This window comes from Parundibacterium terreum, from assembly GCF_014636315.1.
In the GTDB taxonomy this organism is placed as follows: domain Bacteria; phylum Pseudomonadota; class Gammaproteobacteria; order Burkholderiales; family Burkholderiaceae_D; genus Undibacterium; species Undibacterium terreum.
Genome location: NZ_BMED01000002.1, coordinates 720,274 through 743,000, shown reverse-complemented (window position 1 = coordinate 743,000; position 22,727 = coordinate 720,274). Strand labels below are relative to the sequence as shown.

General features: G+C 57.1%; 20 protein-coding genes and 1 other RNA gene. 10 read left to right on the top strand and 11 right to left on the bottom strand.

Features of this window, described 5'->3' with window-relative positions; genetic code table 11:
* Positions 1 to 127: 127 nt before the first annotated feature.
* Entirely contained in the window at positions 128 to 454 is a 327-nt protein-coding gene (trxA, locus tag IEW12_RS12395; protein ID WP_188566341.1) for a thioredoxin TrxA, read from the bottom strand.
* Positions 455 to 748: 294 nt separating this feature from the next.
* On the opposite strand from trxA, the gene IEW12_RS12390 reads away from it, so the two are divergent.
* From IEW12_RS12390 to IEW12_RS12355, 7 genes are all read left to right on the top strand, one after another.
* Positions 749 to 3,502 carry a PD-(D/E)XK nuclease family protein gene (locus tag IEW12_RS12390; protein ID WP_188566340.1) on the top strand — a complete coding sequence of 918 codons (2,754 nt, stop codon included), beginning with the start codon at positions 749 to 751 and terminating at the stop codon, positions 3,500 to 3,502.
* The gene (locus IEW12_RS12385) at positions 3,454 to 6,846 is read left to right on the top strand and encodes a UvrD-helicase domain-containing protein (RefSeq protein WP_188566339.1); all 3,393 of its coding nucleotides are present in this window, start codon (positions 3,454 to 3,456) and stop codon (positions 6,844 to 6,846) included. Before IEW12_RS12390 ends, IEW12_RS12385 begins: the two co-directional genes overlap by 49 nt.
* 48 nt (positions 6,847 to 6,894) lie before the next feature.
* Complete coding sequence (locus tag IEW12_RS28825; protein ID WP_229751066.1) at positions 6,895 to 7,908, top strand: cupin domain-containing protein; 1,014 nt, start codon at positions 6,895 to 6,897, stop codon at positions 7,906 to 7,908.
* A gap of 175 nt (positions 7,909 to 8,083) precedes the next feature.
* Positions 8,084 to 8,302 (top strand): DUF904 domain-containing protein, encoded by a 219-nt coding sequence (locus tag IEW12_RS12370; protein ID WP_188566338.1) that lies wholly within the window; start codon positions 8,084 to 8,086, stop codon positions 8,300 to 8,302.
* A gap of 10 nt (positions 8,303 to 8,312) precedes the next feature.
* Complete coding sequence (locus IEW12_RS12365; protein WP_188566337.1) at positions 8,313 to 8,624, top strand: cell division protein ZapA; 312 nt, start codon at positions 8,313 to 8,315, stop codon at positions 8,622 to 8,624.
* A gap of 68 nt (positions 8,625 to 8,692) precedes the next feature.
* Positions 8,693 to 8,872: non-coding RNA, 6S RNA (gene ssrS, locus IEW12_RS12360), on the top strand.
* A 102-nt stretch (positions 8,873 to 8,974) separates the two neighbouring features.
* On the top strand, positions 8,975 to 9,433 hold the full coding sequence (locus IEW12_RS12355; RefSeq protein ID WP_188566336.1) for an EVE domain-containing protein: 459 nt from the start codon (positions 8,975 to 8,977) through the stop codon (positions 9,431 to 9,433).
* 695 nt (positions 9,434 to 10,128) lie between these two features.
* On the opposite strand, the gene IEW12_RS12350 is transcribed toward IEW12_RS12355, so the two are convergent.
* The 4 genes from IEW12_RS12350 to IEW12_RS12335 are packed head-to-tail and all read right to left on the bottom strand — an operon-like array spanning position 10,129 to position 14,188.
* Positions 10,129 to 11,643: a malonate--CoA ligase gene (locus IEW12_RS12350; RefSeq protein WP_188566335.1), complete on the bottom strand. Its 1,515-nt coding sequence runs from the start codon at positions 11,641 to 11,643 to the stop codon at positions 10,129 to 10,131.
* The gene (locus tag IEW12_RS12345; protein WP_188566334.1) at positions 11,643 to 12,416 is read right to left on the bottom strand and encodes an enoyl-CoA hydratase/isomerase family protein; all 774 of its coding nucleotides are present in this window, start codon (positions 12,414 to 12,416) and stop codon (positions 11,643 to 11,645) included. Before IEW12_RS12345 ends, IEW12_RS12350 begins: the two co-directional genes overlap by 1 nt.
* A gap of 30 nt (positions 12,417 to 12,446) precedes the next feature.
* Positions 12,447 to 13,277, bottom strand: a complete 831-nt coding sequence (lgt, locus tag IEW12_RS12340) for a prolipoprotein diacylglyceryl transferase (RefSeq protein WP_188566333.1) — start codon at positions 13,275 to 13,277, stop codon at positions 12,447 to 12,449.
* A gap of 14 nt (positions 13,278 to 13,291) precedes the next feature.
* Positions 13,292 to 14,188, bottom strand: a complete 897-nt coding sequence (locus IEW12_RS12335) for a LysR family transcriptional regulator (RefSeq protein WP_188566332.1) — start codon at positions 14,186 to 14,188, stop codon at positions 13,292 to 13,294.
* Positions 14,189 to 14,362: 174 nt separating this feature from the next.
* On the opposite strand from IEW12_RS12335, the gene ilvD reads away from it, so the two are divergent.
* Entirely contained in the window at positions 14,363 to 16,036 is a 1,674-nt protein-coding gene (gene ilvD / locus IEW12_RS12330) for a dihydroxy-acid dehydratase (protein WP_188566331.1), read from the top strand.
* 103 nt (positions 16,037 to 16,139) lie between these two features.
* Here the strand turns inward: ilvD and IEW12_RS12325 are convergent, their stop codons facing one another.
* Positions 16,140 to 16,373, bottom strand: coding sequence for a TIGR04438 family Trp-rich protein (locus IEW12_RS12325; RefSeq protein ID WP_188566330.1), 234 nt, complete (start codon positions 16,371 to 16,373; stop codon positions 16,140 to 16,142).
* A gap of 240 nt (positions 16,374 to 16,613) precedes the next feature.
* Here IEW12_RS12325 and IEW12_RS12320 point away from each other — a divergent pair, with 240 nt between their 5' ends.
* The gene (locus IEW12_RS12320) at positions 16,614 to 16,922 is read left to right on the top strand and encodes a c-type cytochrome (protein WP_188566329.1); all 309 of its coding nucleotides are present in this window, start codon (positions 16,614 to 16,616) and stop codon (positions 16,920 to 16,922) included.
* 146 nt (positions 16,923 to 17,068) lie between these two features.
* Here the strand turns inward: IEW12_RS12320 and IEW12_RS12315 are convergent, their stop codons facing one another.
* Positions 17,069 to 18,214, bottom strand: a complete 1,146-nt coding sequence (locus tag IEW12_RS12315; RefSeq protein WP_188566328.1) for a branched-chain amino acid ABC transporter substrate-binding protein — start codon at positions 18,212 to 18,214, stop codon at positions 17,069 to 17,071.
* A 146-nt stretch (positions 18,215 to 18,360) separates the two neighbouring features.
* Here IEW12_RS12315 and IEW12_RS12310 point away from each other — a divergent pair, with 146 nt between their 5' ends.
* Positions 18,361 to 18,870, top strand: coding sequence for an Lrp/AsnC family transcriptional regulator (locus IEW12_RS12310; protein ID WP_188566327.1), 510 nt, complete (start codon positions 18,361 to 18,363; stop codon positions 18,868 to 18,870).
* A 614-nt stretch (positions 18,871 to 19,484) separates the two neighbouring features.
* Here IEW12_RS12310 and IEW12_RS12305 read toward each other — a convergent pair.
* The 4 genes from IEW12_RS12305 to IEW12_RS12290 all read right to left on the bottom strand — a co-directional run bounded on the left by IEW12_RS12305 (position 19,485) and on the right by IEW12_RS12290 (position 22,707).
* A complete protein-coding gene (locus IEW12_RS12305) occupies positions 19,485 to 20,789 on the bottom strand; it encodes a D-amino acid dehydrogenase (RefSeq protein WP_188566326.1) in 1,305 nt (434 codons plus the stop codon).
* A gap of 152 nt (positions 20,790 to 20,941) precedes the next feature.
* Positions 20,942 to 21,637 carry a DUF2486 family protein gene (locus IEW12_RS12300; RefSeq protein ID WP_188566325.1) on the bottom strand — a complete coding sequence of 232 codons (696 nt, stop codon included), beginning with the start codon at positions 21,635 to 21,637 and terminating at the stop codon, positions 20,942 to 20,944.
* Positions 21,634 to 22,059 (bottom strand): DNA polymerase III subunit chi, encoded by a 426-nt coding sequence (locus tag IEW12_RS12295; RefSeq protein ID WP_188566324.1) that lies wholly within the window; start codon positions 22,057 to 22,059, stop codon positions 21,634 to 21,636. The genes IEW12_RS12300 and IEW12_RS12295 overlap by 4 nt, the downstream gene beginning before the upstream one ends.
* Positions 22,060 to 22,074: 15 nt before the next feature.
* Positions 22,075 to 22,707, bottom strand: a complete 633-nt coding sequence (locus tag IEW12_RS12290; protein ID WP_188566323.1) for a glutaredoxin family protein — start codon at positions 22,705 to 22,707, stop codon at positions 22,075 to 22,077.
* Positions 22,708 to 22,727: the final 20 nt, after the last annotated feature.

Below are 22,727 nucleotides of genomic sequence, written 5' to 3'. Positions count from 1 at the left end.
AAGTGAGAAGCGCCGCGAGTGCAACCGTGCGATTGTACTGCTGGCGCTTGTCACTATTGTACTAAAGTACGCGAATAAATGCACAAAATTTACACGTGCAGATAATTCTGTCTCTATTTTATAGAGATTAGATGTTGCTGTCGATAAAGGAGGTCAGTTGGCCTTTTGCCAATGCGCCTACCTTTTGTGCTGCTGCGACGCCGTTCTTGAACAGAATCAGGGTCGGGATGCCGCGGATGCCAAATTTACCAGGTACACCCTGGTTAGCGTCTACATCCATCTTGGCGATCGTGATCTTGCCTTGATATTCCTTGGCGACTTCTTCCAGGATAGGGGCGATCATCTTGCAAGGACCGCACCATTCCGCCCAAAAGTCTACCAGGACAGGTTTATCTGATTTCAATACGTCTGCTTCAAAGGAAGCATCGCTTACGTGTTTGATGTTTTCGCTCATGGAATCCTCGTTGAGAGGGAAAATTAAGGGGTAAAAACGCCACAGAACTGCAGGCACATACGTTTATTGTGACTGCATTCCGAGCTTCTGGTCTAGCGTAATAGAATTTGGAGGCGTTCCACGCGAATTCAATAGATCAAATGACGTGGTTTGCACGGCATCGCTAGACTGGAAGGTGTCATATGGCAGGCTATGGGATAAATAATAACCGATTTTTATTAAATGTGTGGAAAGCCGGGCAATTCCTGTGGCCGCTCGCATAAAATGGTCGTCCCTAGAGTGAATGAAAACACAATGCGACACCATCCCGAGTTGATTGCAGCTTCCGGCCAGTTCTGGCAGCAGGCCGCGCGCAGATTTGCCCAGGCGGCCGGCCGCCTTCACTGGGCGGATCAGCAGGGGCGTGATTATTCGGCAATCAGGGTGGTCGTGCCTACCTTTGAGCATGCGCAGTTGTTCCTGAAAGCGCTGGGCGCAGAAATCGGCGGCAATTTCATTCCGCCGCGGGTGCATACGATGTTTGCCTGGCTGGGCATGCTGCCGCCCTTGGCCGGCGTGCCGCGTCCTACCGCCGGCAGCGAGCGCCTGATGGGCCTGTACGCCGAGCTGCGCCAGCATGCATGGCTGAAAAAACTGTTCACCGCCCGCCGCAACACCGATCTGCTGCCGCTGGCGCAGACCCTGCTGACCTTATCCGATGAGCTGAGCCTGGCGCTGCTGCCGGCGGTACAGGCTGGGAAGGAAGACATGCAGCAGCGCTGGCATACCGCGCTAGCGCAAATGCCGCCGCCCACGCAAAAAATCCTGTCCGAAGAAGCGCAACTGGTGTGGACGATATGGCAAAGCCAGCTGGATGATAGCGATGCTGCAGTGCAGCGTTTCCAGAAACTGATGCAGATTGCCCGGCAGGCCGGCGAAAACATGGTCTGGATCAGCCCCACCGCGCCGGATGCGATGGAAGACGCCTTCCTGACGGCCTATGCGAAGACACGGGATGTGCTGCCGGTATTGCTGGACTGGCGCGACGATGCGCTGGCACAGCCCTATGCACCGGCCTGGCCCAGCATGATAGAAGCCGTGCCGAACCGGCCTCCGCAATTTGCGCTGGAGGTGGCGGACACCTCGCATATCCGGCTGTGCGAAACTGCATCGCTGGAAGAGGAGGCGCAGCAGGGCGCGCAAACCATCCTGCACTGGCTGCAGGCCGGCAAGCAGGATATTGCCGTGATCGCGCAAGACCGCGTGGTGGCAAGACGCATACGCGCACTGCTGGAAAGGGCGCAGGTATTCGTCGCCGACGAGACCGGCTGGAAACTGTCTACCACCCGCGCCGCCGCCGCGCTGGCAGCCTGGTTTGAGGTGATTTCCACACGCGCCGATACGATAGCCTTGCTGGATTTGCTGAAGTCGCCGTATTTGGCCGCAGATTTGACCGCCGGTCTCCAGTCGGATGCTGGCGAGCAGGAAGGCATCGTACCTCAGGAAATCGACAAGGCCGACCTGGTCATGCATATAGAGCTGGCCCTGCGCAAAGCCAATGTGGTCGGCGGCTGGGATGCCATCCTGTATAGCCTGAACAATCTACCGCAGGAGCGGCAGTGGATCGCCGGCCTGTCGCGCCAGGCATCCAGCTTTGCTGCGCGCCGCAGCCTGCGGGAATGGAGCGCGAGCAGCTTGCAGGCGCTGGAACAATTGAATATGTTCGCCAGCCTGCAGGCCGACAATGCCGGTGCGCAGATCATCAAGCTGCTGCAATCCCTGAGCAGCGATTGCCAGCACATGGAAGCGCCTTTCTCGTTTGCCGAGTGGCGCGCCTTCATCAACCTGCAACTGGAAAGCGCACCTTTCATCGTGGCGCGGCCGGACAAGCGCGTGATGATGCTGCCGCTGAACGGCGCGCGCCTGCGTAGCTTTGATGCGGTATTGCTGGTCGGTGCCGATGCCACGCATCTGCCGTCGCAACCGCAGGAAGTACTGTTCTTTACCAATGCGGTGCGCCGCGAGTGCGGCCTGGTCACGCGGGAGGCAAGGCAGCGCCAGCAATTGCGCGATTTTGCCGAGCTGCTGTTGTCCAATCCAGAGGTCGTGTTGTCCTGGCAGGGCCATCTGGACGGCGAGCACAATCCCGTCAGCCCCTGGCTGGCGCAATTGAACCTGACCTTGCAGCGCAGCGGCCAGCCGCCGCTGGCCACGCATACCGCGCTGATACCGCAGCAAACGCTGCCCGCGATGGCCCCTGTGCAACCGCGGCCGGCCGCACCGCAACTGACGCCGGTCACGTTGTCGGCCAGCGGCTATAGCAGCCTGGTGGCCTGTCCTTACCAGTTCTTTGCCGGCCGCATGCTGGGCCTGGCGGCGATCGATACGCTGTCCGATATGCCGGAGAAAAAAGACTACGGCGACTGGCTGCATGCGATCCTGAAAAAATATCACGATGCCTTACTGGAGCAGCAAACTCCTGCCGAGCAAAGGGAGCAGCTATTGCGCGATATTTCCAAGGCACAGTTCGACCGCATCCTGCAGCAAAGCCCTGCTGCATTGGGCTACAGCGTGCGCTGGGAAAAAGTGATACCCAGCTATGTCATATGGGCTACGGAGCGTGAGCAGGCTGGCTGGCAGTTTGAGCTGGGTGAGGCCTGGCGCGAGCGCACGCTGAGCTGGCCGGACGGATCGGTGACCCTGCGCGGGCGCATAGACAGGCTGGACAAGAATGAGATCGGCGAATATGCGGTGCTGGATTACAAGACCAGGACCCAGGCCGCGCTGAGCAAGCGCCTGAAGGACGGCGAAGACCATCAATTGCCGTTTTACGGCCTGATGGCGGATGTGCCGGTGACCACCGCCAGCTATGTTGCGCTGGAACTGGACAGGGGCAAGACCGGCTCTGCCGACGCGAAGGAATTTACTGAATGGGCAGAAGCCTTGGAAACAGCCATCATCACTGACATGCAAGCCATCAAGCAGGCCGCGCCCTTACCGGCGCAGGGCACGGAATCGGTATGCCAATACTGCGATATGCGCGGCCTGTGCCGCAAGGGAGCCTGGTGATGCTTGAGCACGCATTAGCACAGACACAGTCGACACCGGCAGCGGCTCCCCCGGCCTATGAAATCAATGGCGCGCCGTCCGATACGGCCAGTTTTACCGCAGCAGCCTGCGACCCCCAGCATTCGGTGGTGGTAGAGGCCTGTGCCGGCAGCGGCAAGACCTGGCTGCTGGTGGCGCGCATGCTGCGCCTGTTGCTGGCCGGCGCAGAACCGGCCGAGCTGCTGGCGATTACGTTTACCCGCAAGGCGGCGCAGGAAATGCGCGAACGCCTGGTGCAGCTATTGCAGGAGCTGGCGCTGGCAGACCAGCAGACGGCGGCGGTGCTGTTGACCGAGCGCGGCATCAAGCCGCATGAGCTGGCGCAAGTGTTGCCGCTGGCGCGGCGGCTGTATGACAAGGTCTTGTCCAGTCCGCAATCGCTGGCGATGGACACTTTCCATAGCTGGTTTGGGCGCCTGATACAACTGGCGCCGCTTGCATCCGGCGTGCCGCACGGCTTCAGTCTGGTGGAAGCCACCGGCGAGCTGCAGCGCGAAGCCTATGGCCAATTGATGCAGTCGCTGAAAGACGCAGACAATGCGGCGCTGAAAGAGGCCTTGCTATTCCTGTACCGCGAGGTCGGCGATTTCAATGCGCAGAAGATGATGAACGCTTTCCTCGACAAGCGCGCGGAATGGTGGGCATCCACCGACAATGAGTTTGACGGCCAGCCGCTGGACTGGCTGCGGGACATGTGCGGCCTGGATGCCGAGCGCGATGCCCGGCTGGGCCTGTGGGAAGATACGGGCCTGCGCTCGCGACTGGATATGCTGGCGCGCATTCTGGGCGAAGGTTCGGTGCCGAATCAAAAGAACGCCGTCAAGATAGAGAGTGCGCTGACAGCCGGCCCCAGCTTGGAGAATTTCAGCGCACTGTGCGACGGCTTCTTTACCGGCACCGGCGGCCTGCGCTCACACAATACCGGCACCAAGGGGCTGGCGGCGGCTATACAAAAACATATAGGCCCGGATAGCGCCAGCGCTTTCGAAGACGAATGCGCGGCGCTGGCTGAAACCCTGAGGCTGCTAGAGCGCCGCAGCAGTGAAAAATTCGTACTGAGTATCAATGAAGCGCTGTTCACCGTCGGGGCGGCCTACCTGGATTGCTACCAGAGCCTGAAATCCGACCAGCGCGTGTTTGACTTTGCCGACCTGGAATGGCAAGCCTACCGCTTGCTGAGCAATGACGAGTACGCGGCCTACTTGCATAGCCGGCTGGATGCGCGCTACAAGCATATTTTGCTGGATGAGTTCCAGGACACCAATCCGCTGCAATGGAGCATTGTGCAAGCCTGGCTGGATGCCTACGGCGATGACGCAGGCCGTCCCAGCGTGTTCATCGTTGGCGACCCCAAGCAATCGATCTACCGTTTCCGGCGGGCTGAGCCGCGGGTATTCCTGGCCGCGCAAAAGCTGCTGCAGGCGCAAGGCGCGCATGTGCTGCGCACCAACCAGACCCGCAGGAATGCGCAGGCTGTGGTGGCGGTGCTGAACGACAGCATGCGGGATAACCCCATCTATAAGGCGCAGACTACTGCGTCGCCACTGGCCGGCGATGTCTGGCGCTTGCCGCTGATCAGCGAAGCGGAGGAGGAAGGCGGCAGCGAAGAAGCGCAGGCGCCGACAGATAGCCGTTTCCCCTTGCGCGATCCGCTGACCACGCCGCTGGAAGAGGCTGAGGATGCGCGCCGCCTGGATGAAGGGCGGCAAGTTGCCAAGGCGCTGCTGCAGGCTCGGCAAGCGCAATTGTCTGCTTCGGGTACGGTGCTGCCCTGGTCGGAAGTGATGCTGCTGGTTCGCCGCCGCACGCATTTGTCGGCCTATGAGCGGGCCTTGCGCGAGGCGGGCATCCCTTTTGTGTCCAGCCGGCGCGGCGGTTTGCTGGAGGCGCTGGAAGTGGCCGACCTGATCGCGCTGCTGACCTTTTTGATTACGCCGGGCGATAACCGCGCGCTGGCGCATGTATTGAAGTCTCCCATCATCGATGCCAGCGACCAGGATCTGGTTGCGTTGGCGCAGAGAACTGAAAACAACTGGTGGAAGCGGCTGCAGGCCTGGGTGGAAGAAGGTGCAAATCCCATCCTGCAAAGGGCGGTGCTGTTGCTGCGCGCGTGGATGCAGGCAGCGCATGACTTGCCTGTGCACGATCTGCTGGACCGGGTGCTGCATCAGGGCAGCCTGATGGCGCGCTATGCGCAGCATGCTGCTCCGGCTGACCGCGGTCAGGTGATAGGCAATATCAGTGCCTTTACCGAGCTGGCCTTGAACATGGATGCCGGCCGTTACCCCAGCTTGCCCAAGTTTATTGCAGCGCTGGGCGCTTTCCAGCAGGGCGGCGACAACGATGCACCGGATGAATCCACGGTAGATAGTGCGGCGGACGCGGTCCGCATACTCACTATCCATAGCGCCAAGGGCCTGGAAGCATCGGTTGTGGTGATGCTGGATGCGAATAATAGCGATGCCGCCAAGGATCAGGTCGGCATACTCTGCCAGTGGCCGCTGGAACCCGGAGAGCGCAAGCATTTCTCGGTGTTTGGCCGCAAGGACCAGCGCGGCGCCGCGCGCGATGCCCTGTTTGAGGCGGAAGAGGCGCAGGCTGCGCAGGAAAACTGGAACTTGCTGTATGTGGCTGCAACCCGCGCCAAGCAATTATTGGTCGTCAGCGGCATCGCCAACAGAAAGGTAGAGGACGGCATCACTGCCGGTAGCTGGTATCAGCGGCTGCAGCAGGTGCCGGTGGTGAGCCTGGCCGAGAGCGCCGCGCTGGAAGACCAGGCGCGCGCAGAAAGTTTTGAGCTGGCGCTATTTGACCCGCCGCAATTGCCGGTAGCAGAGGCCGAAGCGGTGGAAATACCGAGTGAAGAACAAGTGGAGGGCATTGCGCTGCATGCGCTGATGGAGCGGCTGACCCAGCAGGCATGGCCGGTGACTGTGCCCGATGCCGCAGCGATAGCCGACTGGCTGCCCTGCGCGATGAATGTGGCGGTCGCCATACGGCGCCAGGCTGCAGGCATCCTGGACCAGCCGGAACTGGAGCGCTATTTCAATCCTGCGCATTTCATTCATGCCCGCAATGAGATGGATGTGCTGTTTGAGCAGCAGTTGCTGAGGTTGGACCGGGTGGTCGTATTTGACGATGAGGTATGGGTGCTGGATTACAAGCGCCGCCTGCTGGAGATGGAGCGCGCGGATTATCGCCAGCAACTGGCCGACTATGGCAGGGCACTGGCAGAGGTGTTTGCCGGCAAGCGCATCCGCGGCGCGCTGATCGTCGGCGATGGGCGGCTGGAAGAAATGCTGTAGAATTTTTATTCCCATGATTTCCCAGCCAGATAGTCAACAAGGAAAGCAATGAGCAGAAGTTCGTCCATGAATGCAGCGCAGATCTATGAACCCTTTTCCAGCGATGAAGTAGCCTGGGAAGAGTTCTCGCATGGAGACAAGTTTGCCAGCCGCTTCAAGCGCCTGGGTAAATTCGGCGGCGGCTCGCATGTCGGCGTGGGGCTGGAAGAACTGCAGCCGGGCAAACGCTCCTGTCCTACCCATTACCATATGCTGGAAGAAGAGCATGTCCTCCTGTTGGAAGGCGAAGTCACGCTCTACCTGGGCGACAAGTCTTACATCATGCGCGCCGGCCAGTATTGCTGCTTCCCGGCGGGGCAAAAGGCCGGCCATTCCCTGTATAACCACAGCAGGGCGGTATGCCGCTATATCGTGCTAGGCGAGAGCAATCCGAATGACGTTGTCGTGTATACCGATTCGGGGCGTGTCGGCGTCAGGCTGATGGGCGAGGGCTACCGTAAGGCGGCGTGCATGGAATACTGGGAAGGCGAGCCCGACGCAGGCCCCGATGAGGATGAGGTAGCAGCAGGCCCGGTGGCTGATGCAGCCCCTGTGCGCGAGCCCTTCCATATGGACGATATGCCCTGGGAAGAATTCAGCTATGGCGACAAGTTTGCCAATGTATTCAAGCGCCTGGGCAGGCAAGGCGGTGCGACCCATGTGGGCACCCGGCTGGAAGCGCTCCCGGCGGGCAAACGTTCCTGCCCCAATCATTACCACCTGCTGGAAGAGGAGCACATGCTGGTGCTGGAGGGGGAAGTGACGCTGTATCTGGGCGGCCAGTCTTACCTGATGAGCGCAGGGCAGTACTGCTGTTTTCCTGCGGGGCAGAAGGCCGGACACTCGCTGTATAACCATGGAAGCCAGCCCTGCCGCTATCTGGTGATAGGCGAGAACCATCCGCACGATGTCATTATTTATACCGATTCGGGCCGTCTCGGCGTCAGGCTGACCGGCGAAGGCTATGACAGCGCAGCGCTGATGGAGTATTGGCAAGGCGAGCCGGACGCTACTCCCCAGTAGCACGGCAAACTGAAACAATGGTAAGAAATTGCTACGACCGGATGACACATTGCATAAGCTTGCTATCGTATGTACTAGCCTGTATACAACGCACATGCAACGCACACACCTTTCACCCAAACTATGCAGCCAATAAGTATTGACTGGTATTGGTTTGCACCACTATAGTGACGCAATGATCTCTGAATTTGAATTACTTGCTGAAAAAGTCGCAACATTGGCAGAACTGGCGCACTCTCTGCGCCGTGAAAATGCCGATCTGCGACGCGATGCCGCGACGCTGACTGCGGAGAACCTGGATATGCAGCAGCGTATGCAGCAGGCGCATGAGCGCGTGGCCGCATTGCTGGCACAATTACCCGGTGAAGAGAATACCGACAAGGAAGCCGCATGAAGGAAGCAGTATGATACAGCTCGATGTCAATATCATGGGCCAGTCCTACAAGCTGGCCTGCAAGGAAGGCGAGGACCGTGCCTTGCTGCAGGCAGTGTCCTATCTGGACGGTAAAATGAGCGCCATCCGCGACGCCGCCAAAGTCAAGGGCACCGACAGGATAGCCGTGATGGCGGCCCTGGGCGTGGTGACCGAGCTGCTGGCGACCAAATCGCCGGAAGGACCGTTTTCCGGCCTGTCGATTGCTGACGTGAAACAGAAGATCAACTCCATGCACGAGGTGATGGACCAGGCGCTGACCCCGCAAGAAAATCTATTCTGACAATTGTCCTTATTGCGTAAATTTATCGAAAAAAGTATTGGACAGAAAGCCGGATAGGAGTACACTTCAATTCCCTGCCTTGTTCGCCAGTGCCATATATTCCTTGAACCATTTATGTGCATAGGCTGTAGAATATTGTTCGATGGGCGTGAGCGTCGCTAGTCCGATGAACCCGAAATTGAACTGACTGTGGCCAACTTGAACCGCCTGGTTCAGGATGCCGGCATAGCGGCATTGGTGGGGACTTCTTCCAAAAAGCGGTTGCGCAAGCAACCGCTTTTTTCATTGGTGCGTCAATTTTTTAAAATGATGCGACAATACCTCGGTTCTCCACTACCACACAGATAATCATGTCCTACTGGTTGATGAAATCCGAGCCCGATGAAATCAGCATCGACGACGCCCTGGCCATGCCCAGCCTGCCCTGGTTTGGCGTACGCAACTACCAGGCCCGCAACTTCATGCGGGACAACATGAAAGTCGGCGACGGCATCCTGTTCTACCATTCCAGCTGCCCCGAACCCGGCATCGCCGGCATCGCCGAGGTCGCCAGCACACCCTATCCCGACCATACGCAGTTTGACGCCAAGAGCAAATACTTCGATCCCAAGGCCACGCAGGAGACCCCGCGCTGGATGATGGTGGATGTGAAGGCGACGCGCAAGACGCGTTTGCTGAGTCTGCAGGAGTTGCGGACTGTGGAGGCGCTGGCGGATATGGTGGTATTGAAGAAGGGGAGTCGCTTGTCTATTACGCCGGTTACTGCGGCGGAGTGGAAAGTGGTGATGAAGTTATTAGATAAAAAATAGGTTTCATGGCGCGTCGTGCCTTGTTCTTTTTTCTAATTACATCTACTGGTGTAGTTATTTAGGATCGCTGGCCGGGGGTAGCCCGGCGACTACTTACCTTTTTTGCTTCGCCAAAAAAGGTAAGCCAAAAAAGGCGACCGCAAGTCTCGCCCCTTCGGGGTGCCCGATTATGCGGTACAAAAAATGGGAAACGGGCGAAACTCGCTGCGCTCAAACACACCCGTTTCTGATCCATTTTCTGTACCGCACAATCGGCGAGGCTCCGAGCGGTTGAAGGTCAACAGCAAAATCAAAGGCCAAGTCAAAAACCAAGTCAAAAACAACGGCAACCAGATTCTCTAAAATTTAGCACAGAACGAATCTACAAAATTTCAGCACCCTGATTTTGATGTTGGGGTTGTTTTTGACGCTAATCCGCTGGGGACGCAGCATTTTGTGCGTTACAGAAAATGGATCAGAAATGAACGTTGTCTGAGCGCAGCGAGTTTCGTTCATTTCCCATTTTTTGTGATGCGCAAAATGTGATGACGCTTGCGTCATCACCCGAAGGGCAAGTCTGCGGTCGCCTTTTTTTGCTTACTTTTTCTTGGGGGCCGCCGAGGTGCGAAGCAAAAAAAGTGAGTAGCATGCCGGGCTACCCCCGGCCAGCAATCTAAGCAAACACTATCGGTTGTAGATACGCAGACAACTCCTACCTACTGGTACAAATCCCGCAATACATTCTTCTGCACCTTACCCATGGTATTGCGCGGCAATTCATTCACAAAATGCACCCGCTTCGGCACCTTGAAGTTGGCAATCTCCGCCTTCAACGCAGCGATCACGCCCGCTTCCGACAAGTGCGCACCGGGCTTCAGCACGATAACCGCAGTCACCGCCTCGCCAAACTCCGCATGCGGCACGCCGATGACGGCAGATTCCACTACGCCGTCCATTTCATCGATGAAGGATTCGATCTCTTTGGGATAGACATTGTAGCCGCCGGAGATGATCAGGTCCTTGCTGCGGCCGACGATGCTCAGGTAGCCTTCCTTGTCGAAGCGGCCGACGTCGCCGGTGCGGAAGTAGCCGTCGGAAGTGAATTCTTCTGCGGTTTTTTCCGGCATGCGCCAGTAGCCTTTGAATACATTCGGGCCCTTGACCTGGATGTCGCCGATTTCGTTGGGGGAGCAGGGGGCGTTGTCAGCTTTTACCACGCGTACATCCACGTCCTGCAAGGGCAAGCCTACGGTGCCGCCTTTGCGCTCGCCCCGGTAGGGATTGGACACTTGCATCGTGGTTTCGCTCATACCGTAGCGCTCCAGGATCGTGTGGCCGGTGCGGCGTGTGAATTCGTTGAAGGTGTCCAGCAGCAGCGGGGCGGAGCCGGAGATGAACAGGCGCATGTTGGCGCAGGATTGCTTGTCCAGTCCGTTTTCCTGCAGCAGCCGCACATAGTAGGTGGGCACGCCCATGAAGACGGTGGATTGCGGCAGGTATTGCATTACTTGTGCGGCATCAAACTTGGGCAGGAAGATCATCTTGCTGCCGTTCAGCAGTGCGCCGTGCGAGGCGACGAACAGGCCATGCACATGGAACAGCGGCAGCGTATGCAAGAGCACGTCATTTTTTTGCCAGTGCCAGGCTTGCTTCAGGACGAGTGCATTGGAGGCCAGGTTGTCGTGCGTCAGCATCGCGCCCTTGCTGCGGCCGGTGGTGCCGGACGTGTACAGGATGGCCGCCAGATCGTCCGGCTCCTTGTGCACGGTGCGGAAGCTGTCTGCATGCGGGATGGCGCGGTTCAGCAGCGAGCCGGAATTGCGGCCTTCCGCCGGCGCATCCAGCGTATACACATGTTTGGTACCGGCCTGGAAAGCCAGTTGCGAGACCCAGCCGAAGTTGTGCGGCGAACAGACCACGACTTCCGGTTCCGCATTCTCGATGAAGTAGCCGACCTCGGCGGCGCGGTACGCGGTATTCAACGGCAGGTAGACATAACCGGCGCGTATCGTGGCCAGGTAGAGTATCAGCGCCTCCGGCGATTTTTCCACCTGCACGGCAATGCGCGCATCCTTTTGCAGATCCAGGCTGGACAGCAGGTTGGCCATCTTGGCGCTGGCTCTTTCCACGTCGTCCCAGCTATAGTAGCGGCCGTCATGGGTTTCCATGCAGCAGCTTGATTTGTCTTCGGGGAAATGGGAGGCAAACAGGGCGTACAGATTGGCGTTCATTATTGTCCGGTGAAGTTGGGCGGAGTTTTTTTCAGGAAGCTGCTGACGCCTTCGCGGTAGTCTTGCGACTCGAGGAAGGCAAAGGCCTGCTTCAGTTCTTGTTCGGTCAGCGGCTCGGCGGCAAAGCTCAGCCTGTTGACCAACTGTTTGTTCATGCGTGCCGCCAGCGGCGCGCCACGCGAGATACGGCCGGCGCTTTGCTGCGCTTCGTCAGGCACATTTTCTACGATGCGCTGTATCAGGCCCTTGTCCCTGGCTTCGGCTGCGTCGAATACCCGGCCTTCCAGCAGTATCTCCAGCGCCGCCGCCTTGCCGACCAGGTCCAGCAAGCCTTGCAGCTCACCCGGAGCCAGCGGAAAACCGAGGCGGTTGATGGGGATGCCAAAGCGAGACGACGGGGATGCAATCCGGATATCACAGGCGCAGGCAATCTCCAGTCCGCCGCCTACGCATACGCCTTCAATCGCGGCAATGGTCGGATGCAGGCAGTTGGCGATCGCATGCAAAGCCTGTGCAATGGTTTCGGTATGGTAGCGCATGCCGTCGACCATATTGCTGCGCACGGTGACGAATTCTTCTATGTCGGCCCCGGCGGCAAAATTGCCGCCTTCGCCCTGGACGATCACGCAGCGCAGATCCGTGTTTGCGGACAACGCATTGAAAGTGCTGCGCAATTCCTGCCACATGGAGACATCCAGCGCATTGAGCTTGCCCGGATTGGACAAGCTGACGGTGGCGATGGTGCCGGCTATGCTGCAGCGTATTTCAGACATGCTTGGTTCTTTCCTCGGGCGTTCGCCGTGTTATCCGGCTTTGGCCGCAGTATTCTTGCCAGCTTTTTTGCCGGCATACTGGTAGGCGCCTATCAGCAGGATGGCGCCGCCTATGATCATCGGGACCGAATAGATCTGTCCGGCGGAAAGCGTGATGCCGGCAAAGCTGACTTCGAAATCCGGCACGCGGAAATACTCGGTAAAGAAGCGCGCGCAGCCATACAGCATCACAAACAGCGCGCCGACCGCCAGCCTGGGCCGGGATTTGCGTGAGTACAGCCACAGGATCACAAACAGCAGCACGCCATCGACCAGCATCTGGTACAGCGGGGAAGGGTGGACCAGATGGTCTTCTATGCCCGGCCATTTCATCGCCCATGGCAGGTCTGCCGAGGCCACGCGGCCCGGCAGCTCATGATTGATGAAGTTGCCCAGGCGGCCGGCGGCATAGCCGAGCGGCACCATGGGGGCGATGAAATCGTAGACGTCGGCCAGGTTGCGCTTGGCCCGGCGGGCCCACAGCGACATTGCGATCAGCACGCCGATGAAGCCGCCATGGAAGGACATGCCGCCTTTCCATACCGCGAAAATTTCCAGCGGATTGGAAAAGTAGTAGCTGGGGTTATAGAACAGTATTTCACCCAGCCGTCCGCCGATGATGACACCCAGCACGCCGTAAAACAGCATGTCGTCGATATCTTCCTTTTTCCAGCCTTGCGCCGCGATGTGCGGCTGCCTGATCCTGACCCGGCCGAGTGCGACGAACTGGACAAAGGCTGCCAGGTACATCAGGCCGTACCAGTGCACTTGCAGCGGGCCAATGGCAAAGGCGACCGGATCGGGATTGGGATGTATCAGCATAATTTCCTAAAGTCCTAGTTTCTTAATAGCTTCAAAAACGCCTGCAATACCGGCGAAGCATTATCCTTGCGCCAGGCTATGCCTATCTCGACGCTGCCGTTTTGCGTTGCCGTTGCCGGCTTCAGCGCATGGTACAGCACGCCGGGGCGTTTTAAATTCGACACAGATTGTGGCACAAGAGCGATGCCCATGCCAGCCGAGACCAGGCCGACGATGGTCTGCATCTGTATCGCTTCCTGCCCTATCAGCGGTGTCAGCCCTTCATCGCGAAAGCGGCCCAGTATTACGTCATGCAGGGCAGGTGCGATTTTACGCGGAAAGATGATCAGCGGCAGGTCTTTATAGCTGGCCAGCATGTCGGCCTTCTTGCGCGCGCCCAGCGCCTCGGGAACGGCCAGAATCAGCGGTTCCGACAAGACTTTTTGATAATTCAGCACCGCGTGCAGCCTGTCCGGCAACGGAGGTATCAGCAGGCCGGCATCGATTTGCCCTTTTTCCAGCGCTTCCAGCTGTACATCGCTGGTGGCTTCGCGCAATTCTATTTGCACATCGGCATGGCTGGCCCTGAACTCGCGCAGGTAGGGCGGCAGCACGCTATAGTCGGCAATCGACACAAAGGCCAGCGACAGGTGGCCGCTGGCGCCGGCGGCGGCACGCTGTACCAGTTGCGGCAGTGCCAATGCCTGCAGCACCAGGCGCTGGGCCTCCGGCAACAGCGCCTGGCCGGCCGGCGTCAGCGCGATATGGCGTGTGCTGCGCAGAAATAGCGGCGTACCCAAGGCGGCTTCCAGGGCCTGTATGGTCTGCGACAGCGGCGGCTGGGTCATATGCAGTTTGGCTGCGGCGCGCCCAAAGTGCATCTCTTCGGCAACGGCGACAAAGTAGCGCAACTGACGTAATTCTATATTCACGGTGTTCGGCTTCTTAGTGATTGATATGTGGATCGACCTAATTACGTATGAATCATATATTTGACAGATGGTTTTAGGCAAGGCAATCTGCTTGTCATGCAAATTCCCCCGAATAGTCTTGATTAAGCCGGGCTTTTGTACAAACTAATAAAATATCCTGAGGAGAAACCCAGCATGTCATTCAATCGCCGCTCAAAAAACATCACGCAAGGCGTGGCCCGCAGCCCTAACCGTTCCATGTATTACGCAATGGGTTACGAGAAGGAAGATTTCGACAAGCCTATGATCGGTATTGCCAATGGGCATTCCACCATCACGCCTTGCAATTCCGGCCTGCAAAAACTGGCGGATATCGCGATTGCCACCGTCAAAGAAAATGGCGCCAATCCGCAGGTGTTCGGCACGCCGACCATTTCCGACGGCATGTCCATGGGCACCGAAGGCATGAAATACTCGCTGATCTCGCGCGAAGTGATTGCCGACTGTATAGAAACCGCGGTCAATGGCCAGTGGATGGACGGCTGCGTCGTCATCGGCGGCTGCGACAAGAATATGCCGGGCGGCATGATCGCGATGGCGCGCACCAATGTGCCCAGCATCTATGTGTATGGCGGCACGATCAAGCCGGGCAAGTGGAAAGGCAAGGACCTGACCATTGTTTCTTCATTCGAGGCAGTCGGCGAATTTACTGCCGGCCGCATGTCGCTGGAAGACTTTGAAGGCGTGGAGCGCAATGCCTGCCCTTCATCCGGCTCCTGCGGCGGCATGTACACGGCAAACACCATGTCTTCGTCGTTTGAGGCGCTGGGCATGTCCTTGCTGTATTCCTCGACGATGGCCAATCCTGATGATGAAAAAACCGGCTCCGCCGCTGAGTCCGCCAGGGTGCTGGTGGAAGCGGTGAAGAAAGACATCAAGCCGCGCGATATCATTACCCGCAAGTCGATAGAAAACGCGGTCGCAGTACTCATGGCGACCGGCGGCTCCACCAATGCGGTATTGCATTTCCTGGCGATTGCGCACGCAGCAGAAGTGGAATGGACCATCGATGATTTTGAACGCATGCGCCTGAAGGTGCCTGTCATCTGTGACCTGAAGCCTTCCGGCAAATATGTAGCGACTGATCTGCACAAGGCCGGCGGCATCCCGCAGGTCATGAAGGTCTTGCTGAACGCAGGCCTGTTGCACGGTGATTGCCTGACCATCACCGGCAAGACGATGGCGGAAGAACTGGCCCATGTGCCGGACGTGCCGCGCGCCGATCAGGATGTCATCCATACGGTAGAGCAGGCTTTGTACAAGCAAGGCCACCTGGCCATCCTGAAAGGCAATCTGTCGCCTGAAGGTTGCGTCGCCAAGATCACCGGCCTGAAAAACCCTGTCATCACCGGCCCGGCCCGCGTGTTTGAAGATGAAAGCAGCGCGATGGAAGCGATCCTGAGCGACAAGATCAAGGCTGGCGACGTAATCGTGATGCGTTACCTGGGACCAAAAGGCGGCCCTGGCATGCCTGAGATGCTGGCACCGACCTCGGCCATCATCGGCAAGGGCCTGGGCGAATCGGTAGGCCTGATTACCGATGGCCGCTTCTCCGGCGGTACCTGGGGCATGGTAGTCGGCCACGTCTCCCCGGAAGCCTATGTAGGCGGCACCATAGGTCTGGTGGAAGAGGGCGACTCAGTCACCATCGATGCGCTGCAGCAATTGATACAACTGAATGTGCCGGACGAGGAAATCGCCCGCAGGCGCTCCAACTGGAAACAGCCCGCACCACGCTATACCCGTGGCGTGCTGGCCAAGTTTGCGGCACTGGCGGCACCTGCCAGCAAAGGTGCTGTTACCGGCTAAAGCCCACAGCGTCGAATAGCTTGTTGCCAAAGAAAAATGCCGGAATTTTCCGGCATTTTTTTATCTGGAGCCTAGCAAAGATTCAGCAAAGCTTCGGCAAAAATCAGCGGCGCGGTTTGCCCTTGTCGAAGCTGCGCTTGACCCTTTCCTTTTTCATTTTTTCGAAGTGCATGTGGTCCTTGCGTTTGTCCAGGCCCAGCATGCGCTCAAAAAACTCAAACCACAGGAAGGCGAAGAAAGCCAGCCCGACTATCCACCACCATGACAGGTTGGCGAAGGGGCCAAATTCCAGATACTTCAACAGCGTGAGCAGGGCTACAACAATAATCATCCACATGGCAAAATCTCCTTTGGGCCTAGCATAAGAGTAAACATCCCCGTGGTCAATCCGGCTTGATTTTTATGCAAGTCAACCATCTGCCGCTGAGTTCGTTGAATCAATACGCCCATGCATGTCAGTCCATACTGCGACGATCAAAATGAATGTCAGAAAGCATGTAGAATAAGCAAATTGATTGCCGGGTAGCGTTAGGTGGCCAGGCAGTGAATTGAAGTGTCTAAACCTCTGGAGAGAGCAATGAAATATTCTGTATTGATCGGCGCTGCCGTAGCAATCATGGCTTCCGGTTCGGCAATGGCCAACCTGGAACTGGCCAAGTCCAAGAACTGTATGGCTTGCCACGCAGTTGCCAACAAGGTTGTCGGCCCGGCTTATAAAGATGTGGCTAAGAAATATGCCGGCGATAAAACCGCCGAAGACAAACTAGTGCAAAAGGTCATGAAGGGCGGCAGTGGCGTATGGGGTGCTGTACCTATGCCGGCCAATCCACAAGTGACCGAGGCTGAAGCCCGTACACTGGTCAAGTGGGTTCTGTCGCAGAAATAATCCTGCCGCAAGTTTTACCACTGAAAAAAGCCCGCTATTGCGGGCTTTTTTTATGGCCTTCCTTTTGTGCTCGCGCATAAAAAAACGCTGCAAGCCTGGGCTTGCAGCGTTGTGAGGCTAGCCTTCGATTAGAGGGCTTGCGTCAATTATTTTACAACAGAGATCAGCTCACGTTTGCCGGCTTTGTATGTGTACAAAGTCAGTGTGCCGTCTTTGATATCGCCTTTGTCATCAAATGCGATGTCGCCAGTTACGCCTTTGTGATGGATCTTGGCCAGTACTGGCAGGTATTTTGCAGGTTCTGCAGATTTAGCCTGAACCATTGCATCTACCATCGTCATCACAGCATCGTAAACATACGGTGCGTAGATTTGCACTTCGATGCCGAATTTCTTCTTGTAAGCAGCTTTGAAGTCGTCATTGGCTTTTTTCTGTGCATCCAGAACACCGCCGGCTTCCGCGCAGACTACTTGGCCTTCGCCGATAGCATCGCCTGCCAGTTTGGCCAAGTCAGCTGTACAGATACCGTCGCCGCCCATGAACTTGGCAGTGATGCCCAGTGCTTTCATCTGACGCAGCATAGGACCAGCAACTGCATCCATACCGCCGAAGAAGATCACGTCTGGGTTTTTCGCTTTGATGCCGGTCAGGATCGCGCTGAAGTCAGTAGACTTGTCAGTGGTGTGTTCTTGAACCAGGATTTCTGCGCCTTTGGATTTTGCGCCTTTGACGAACTCAGCAGCAACGCCTTCGCCGTATGCTGTCTTATCATCGATCACAGCAATTTTCTTGGCTTTGTTGATCTGTACAGCGTAACGACCCAGTGTGCCGCCCAATTGACCGTCATTGGCTACAACGCGGAACGCGCCTTTGAAGCCTTGTTGTGTGTATTTAGGGTTGGTTGCAGATGGGGAGATTTGCGGGATGCCAGCGTCGTTGTAGATTTTGGAAGCTGGGATCGTTGTACCGGAGTTCAAGTGACCGATAACGCCGTTTACTTTCGCGTCGACCAGTTTCTGTGCTACGGTTGTGCCTTGTTTTGGATCCGCGCCGTCATCTTCAGCCAGCAGTTCGAATTTTGCTTTTTTACCGCCGATCATGACGCCTTTGGCGTTCAGTTCTTCGATCGCCATTTTGGCGCCGTTTTCATTGTCTTTACCCAGGTGGGCAATCGCGCCGGAGATAGGACCTACGTGGCCGATTTTTACAACGATATCTTCAGCTGCCGCAGTACCAGCAAAAGCGAATGCAATCGCGCCAGCCAGTGGAATCATTTTAGTTTTGAACGACATGAACATACTCCCTAAGGTTTAAAAAGTAGGACGACTTTACTGCAAAACTGACTCATTCAGATTTCTGAATAGCCAGAAGGTACAACAGAAAAAATGTTTCGCATAGCTATTTTGTGTGGTTTTTTTGGAACTTCATCGTTTTTTATATGCCCCAATATCGAGCACTTGACAAGGTTGACCGCAAGCTTCTGAACTTGCTGCAAAAGAACAATCAGACTCCGACCAGGACCCTGGCCGACAAACTTCACATTTCGCAACCGACCTGTTTGCGCCGCATCCGCGAACTGCGCGAAGCGGGCGTTATCAATGCTGACGTTGCGATGGTGGACCCCTTTGCGCTGGGCTATGGAATGCTGGCGTTTCTTGAGGTTTCGCTGACCAACCAGTCCGATGAAAGCATGCACGAATTTGAGGCACGCATGAACAAGGAAGCCGAAGTGATGCAATGTTATTTTGTGTCCGGCGAGTACGATTATTTCCTGGTCGTGCATGTGATCGACATGGATGCCTACTACCAATTTGTGCGGCGCGTCATTTCCGGCTCCGGCAACGTACGTCATTTTCACTCCCGCTTTCCGATGAAACGAGCCAAGTTCTCTACACGCATTGCTTTTGATGAAAAGGCTGCAGAGTTGCCGGTGCGGGTAGGGAAGTAGGCCTGTGAGCAGTTAACGCGCTGGTGTTGGCGTTCGATGACAGTTTGGTGTGCTTGGGCGGGTAAGTAGTTTCACTTAAACGTTTATCCCGAATAACTTGTTTACTCTTCGTTGGAGCAGGCCGGGGGTAGCCCTGCGGCTACTCACTTTTTCTTGCTTCGCCACCTAGGCGGCCCCAAGAAAAAATAAGCAAAAAGAAGGCGACCGCAGACTTGCCCTTAGGGTGATGGGGCAGTGCCCCATCACATTTTGCTGCATCACAGAAAATGGATCAGAAATGAACGAAACTCGCTTCCCTTGCAGGGCGCATATCCGCTTGCAAGCGGATACCGTTCCGCAGGCACGGAGCAGTGCTCCGTGAAAGCCCTGCTACACCTCAGACAACGTTCATTTCTGATCCATTTTCTGTGACGCACAAAATGCTACGGTGGAACAGGGAATTCGTGCAGCATGCTGCACGCCTGTGTAACGGCATTGCCTTGCAAGGCAATGTTCCCTCCCTATAGGGACACAGGGCATCGAGCGGGAGTAAGTCAAAAGCGAAGTCAACCCCAACCCCAACGTCAAAATCAATTCGTCCTAGATTTAACTTCGGTTGCTTGCTCTTACTTATATTAGGCAGGCTGCAGAATCTTGCCTGGGCTGAAGCTGTTCATGCCGGTAAACGCAAAATCCACGTCCGGCTGCAGGCCGGAGACGATGTCGGCGATGGCGCGGCCCGAGCCTGCCCCCATGGTCCAGCCCAGCGTGCCGTGGCCGGTGTTCAGGAACAGGTTGCTGATCTTGCTCTTGCCTATATAGGGCACGTTGGATGGGGTTAGCGGGCGCAGGCCGGTCCAGTAGGTAGGGTTGTCGTAGTCGCAGGCTTCAGGGAAGAGTTCCCTGGTGCGGCGGGTGATGGCCTCGCAGCGGGTGGTGTTCAGCTCCCGGGTGTAGCCGTTCAGTTCACAGGTGCCGGCTACCCTGAGCCTGTCGCCCAGGCGCGACACGACCAGCTTGTAGCCGTCGTCGGTCAGCGAGACGACGGGAGCCGCCTCGGGGGCGGTGATTTGGTAGGTGGCGGAATAACCTTTGCCGGGGTAGATCATCAGGTTCACGCCCAGCGGTTTCAGCAGGGGCACGGAGAAGCTGCCCATGGCCATCACATAGGCGTCGGCGCGCAGTATCTTGTGGCGGCCTTCGGCGTCGATGACTTCCACGCCGGTGATTTTTGCGGCGCTGCCTGTGCCTTCGGTCAGCAGCCTGGTGATCGTGGTGTTGTACTGGAAGTGGACTCCGGCTTCTTCGGCTTTCTTTGCCAGGCCGCTGGTGAACTTGTAGACGTCGCCGGATTCGTCGCTGGCGGTAAAGTCGCCGCCGACGATCTTGTCGCGGATGCGAGCTAGCGCCGGCTCTATGCGAACCACGTCATCGGCGGTGATGGAGTCGCGCTGGCAGCCCAGGTCGCGCATCAGCTTGGCGGCCGGCAGCGATTCTTCAAAATCTTTTTTATCTGTGTAGAAATGCAGTATGCCCTGGGTCAGGCAATCGTAGTCTATGCCGGTCTCGGCGCGCACTGCCTGCAGGGTCTGGCGGCTGTATTCGGAAATGGCGACGATCTGGCGGATGTTATATGCGGTCCTGGCCGGTGTGCACTCACGCAGGAAACTCAGGCCCCACACCCATTGCAGGAGCTCGGGCCGCAGGCGGAACAGCAGCGGCGCATCTTCTTTGCCCAGCCACTTCAAGACCTTCATCGGCGCAGAGGGATTGGCCCAGGGTTCTGCATGCGAGACCGAAATCTGGCAGCCATTGGCAAAGCTGGTTTCCTGTGCTGCGCCCGGCTGGCGTTCCAGCACGGTGACATCGTGCCCGGCTTTTTTCAGGAACCAGGCGGATGAAGTGCCGATGACGCCGGCGCCTAAGACGATTACTTTCACGGGGAATCTCCTGTTTATACGTATCTTATCAATAAGGAGATTGTAGAAAGTTATTGATTGTTGATGTACTCAATAACGCGCTGGAATATTTTATTCAAAAAAACAAATTCCCATCCTGTGTTTGAAAAACAAAGCTTTGATGGGAATTTCTTTTATTTTGGCAATTTGGTCTTCGCAATTTCCTGTGTCACTGCGCGGGTAATGACCTCTTCCATGGTCTTATGCAGGCCGGAGCGTATATCCGTCGCCAACTGCTCTACCGCGACCTGCAATACATCGGCAAGGCTGTCGCGCACCCGGTGTTCCAGCACAAAATCCACCCTGGCGAGCACCTGCTTCAGCACATTTTCGCGCACTGATTGTTCCAGCCGCTGCCATTCCTCCTCGCTGACGGCGGGTGCGGAAACGGTCGGCGTGGCAGTCAGCGAAGTTGGCTGCGAGATTGCTGGCACCGCGGATGCGGATATTTCCGGCGCTGCGGCAGGGCTAGGTGGCGCTACCGGTTTGCCCCATCCAAAGGGGGAAGTACCGGCAGCAGGGGCTGCTGCGGGAGCCACCTGCTTGGTCAGGAAATTGGGAATAGGCGGCGGACTGGTAACGGGTGCCGGAGCCGAGTCCGCAACTGGCGGCGGCGCTGGAATATCAGCTTTCGCCATTACAGCAGGTGGTGCAACGGTAGCTGCAACTATGGCAGGCGCCGGGGTGGACGTCACGGAGGGAGACAGAGGTGGAGTCGCATCAGGCGCAATAGTTGCGCCCGCATGGGCAGCAGCTTTCTCCACCGGCTGATCCTGCGCGCTGATGACGTCGGTCAGCACCGGGATATTCGCGTCTATGGGATTGCTCATGTTGGTTTAGCGACAGAGTGGGTGAGTGCGTAGCCGCGCTGCTGGTAAAAGCGATAGCGTTCGCGGCCCGCCAGCGTATCTTGCTCGCTATTGGAAACCAGCTCTATCATGCGCTCGAAACGGGCAAAGCTGCCGGGTGTCTGGTTGGTCAGGTTGATCAGCAATTCATGGTGCGGGAATGCCGCTTCATCATCGCTGCTCAAGACCACAGGCGTCTGCGCGGCCAGCGGATCACCCAGCATGACATGCGGCAGGAAATCCTGCTCCGAGAAGGTCCACAGTGCCTGGTTGAGCCGTTCCAGTTGTGCCCTGTCGCTGTCATACACGACGATGCGGCATTTTGCTACCCTGGCCTTGCGGATCAGGCGGCATGCGTAGCCTATCTTGTCCGGCACGTTACTGTGGAAATCTATGCGTGTCATTCTGGATAAACCTGATTAAAACCGGAAGCCTGAGGCAGACGCGCCGGATGCCGCCGGTGTATTCGTCGCAGGTGCGGCAGCTTCAGCCGGCTTCGCTGCTGGTGGAGGAGGTGGTGCTGCCGGTTCTGCGGCCGGGTAGCGGTAGTCCTTCGGCAGCCTGTTGCTGGCTGGGTAGCCGGCACTGGTCAATGTAGTGCGCCATTCGCCGCTTTCATAGCCCGCCATTTTTTTGGAGCCAACAACCAGCACCGGCAGCATGCCGCCGCCGCTGACTTGCTTCAGCTTTTCTATATCTTCGTTGGTTTTGACAGTTTTTTCCACGAAAGGTATGCCGGCAGCTTTCAGCATGTTCCTCGCTTCGCCGCAGACGGTGCAGGTGGTTGTCGTATAAAAGGAAACGGGGCTTTTGCTCACTGCCGCAGCCAGGTCAGCAGGGAAGTTGTTGGTACTGATTTCCGCACCGCCGCCTATAGGCTTGAGCTCCACTTTTTTGACGCTAGGTGGAGGCGGCACGTCGCTATAGGTCACCTTGCCGTCAGGTCCTACCGATTTATACATTTGCGCAGACGCATCCAATGCCAGCAGCATGCCTGCGGACAGTAGCAACAGGCTGAAGTGTGAAGTTCGTGACGTTCGTGACTTTTTCATCTTATTGGCTTCCTTTGTAC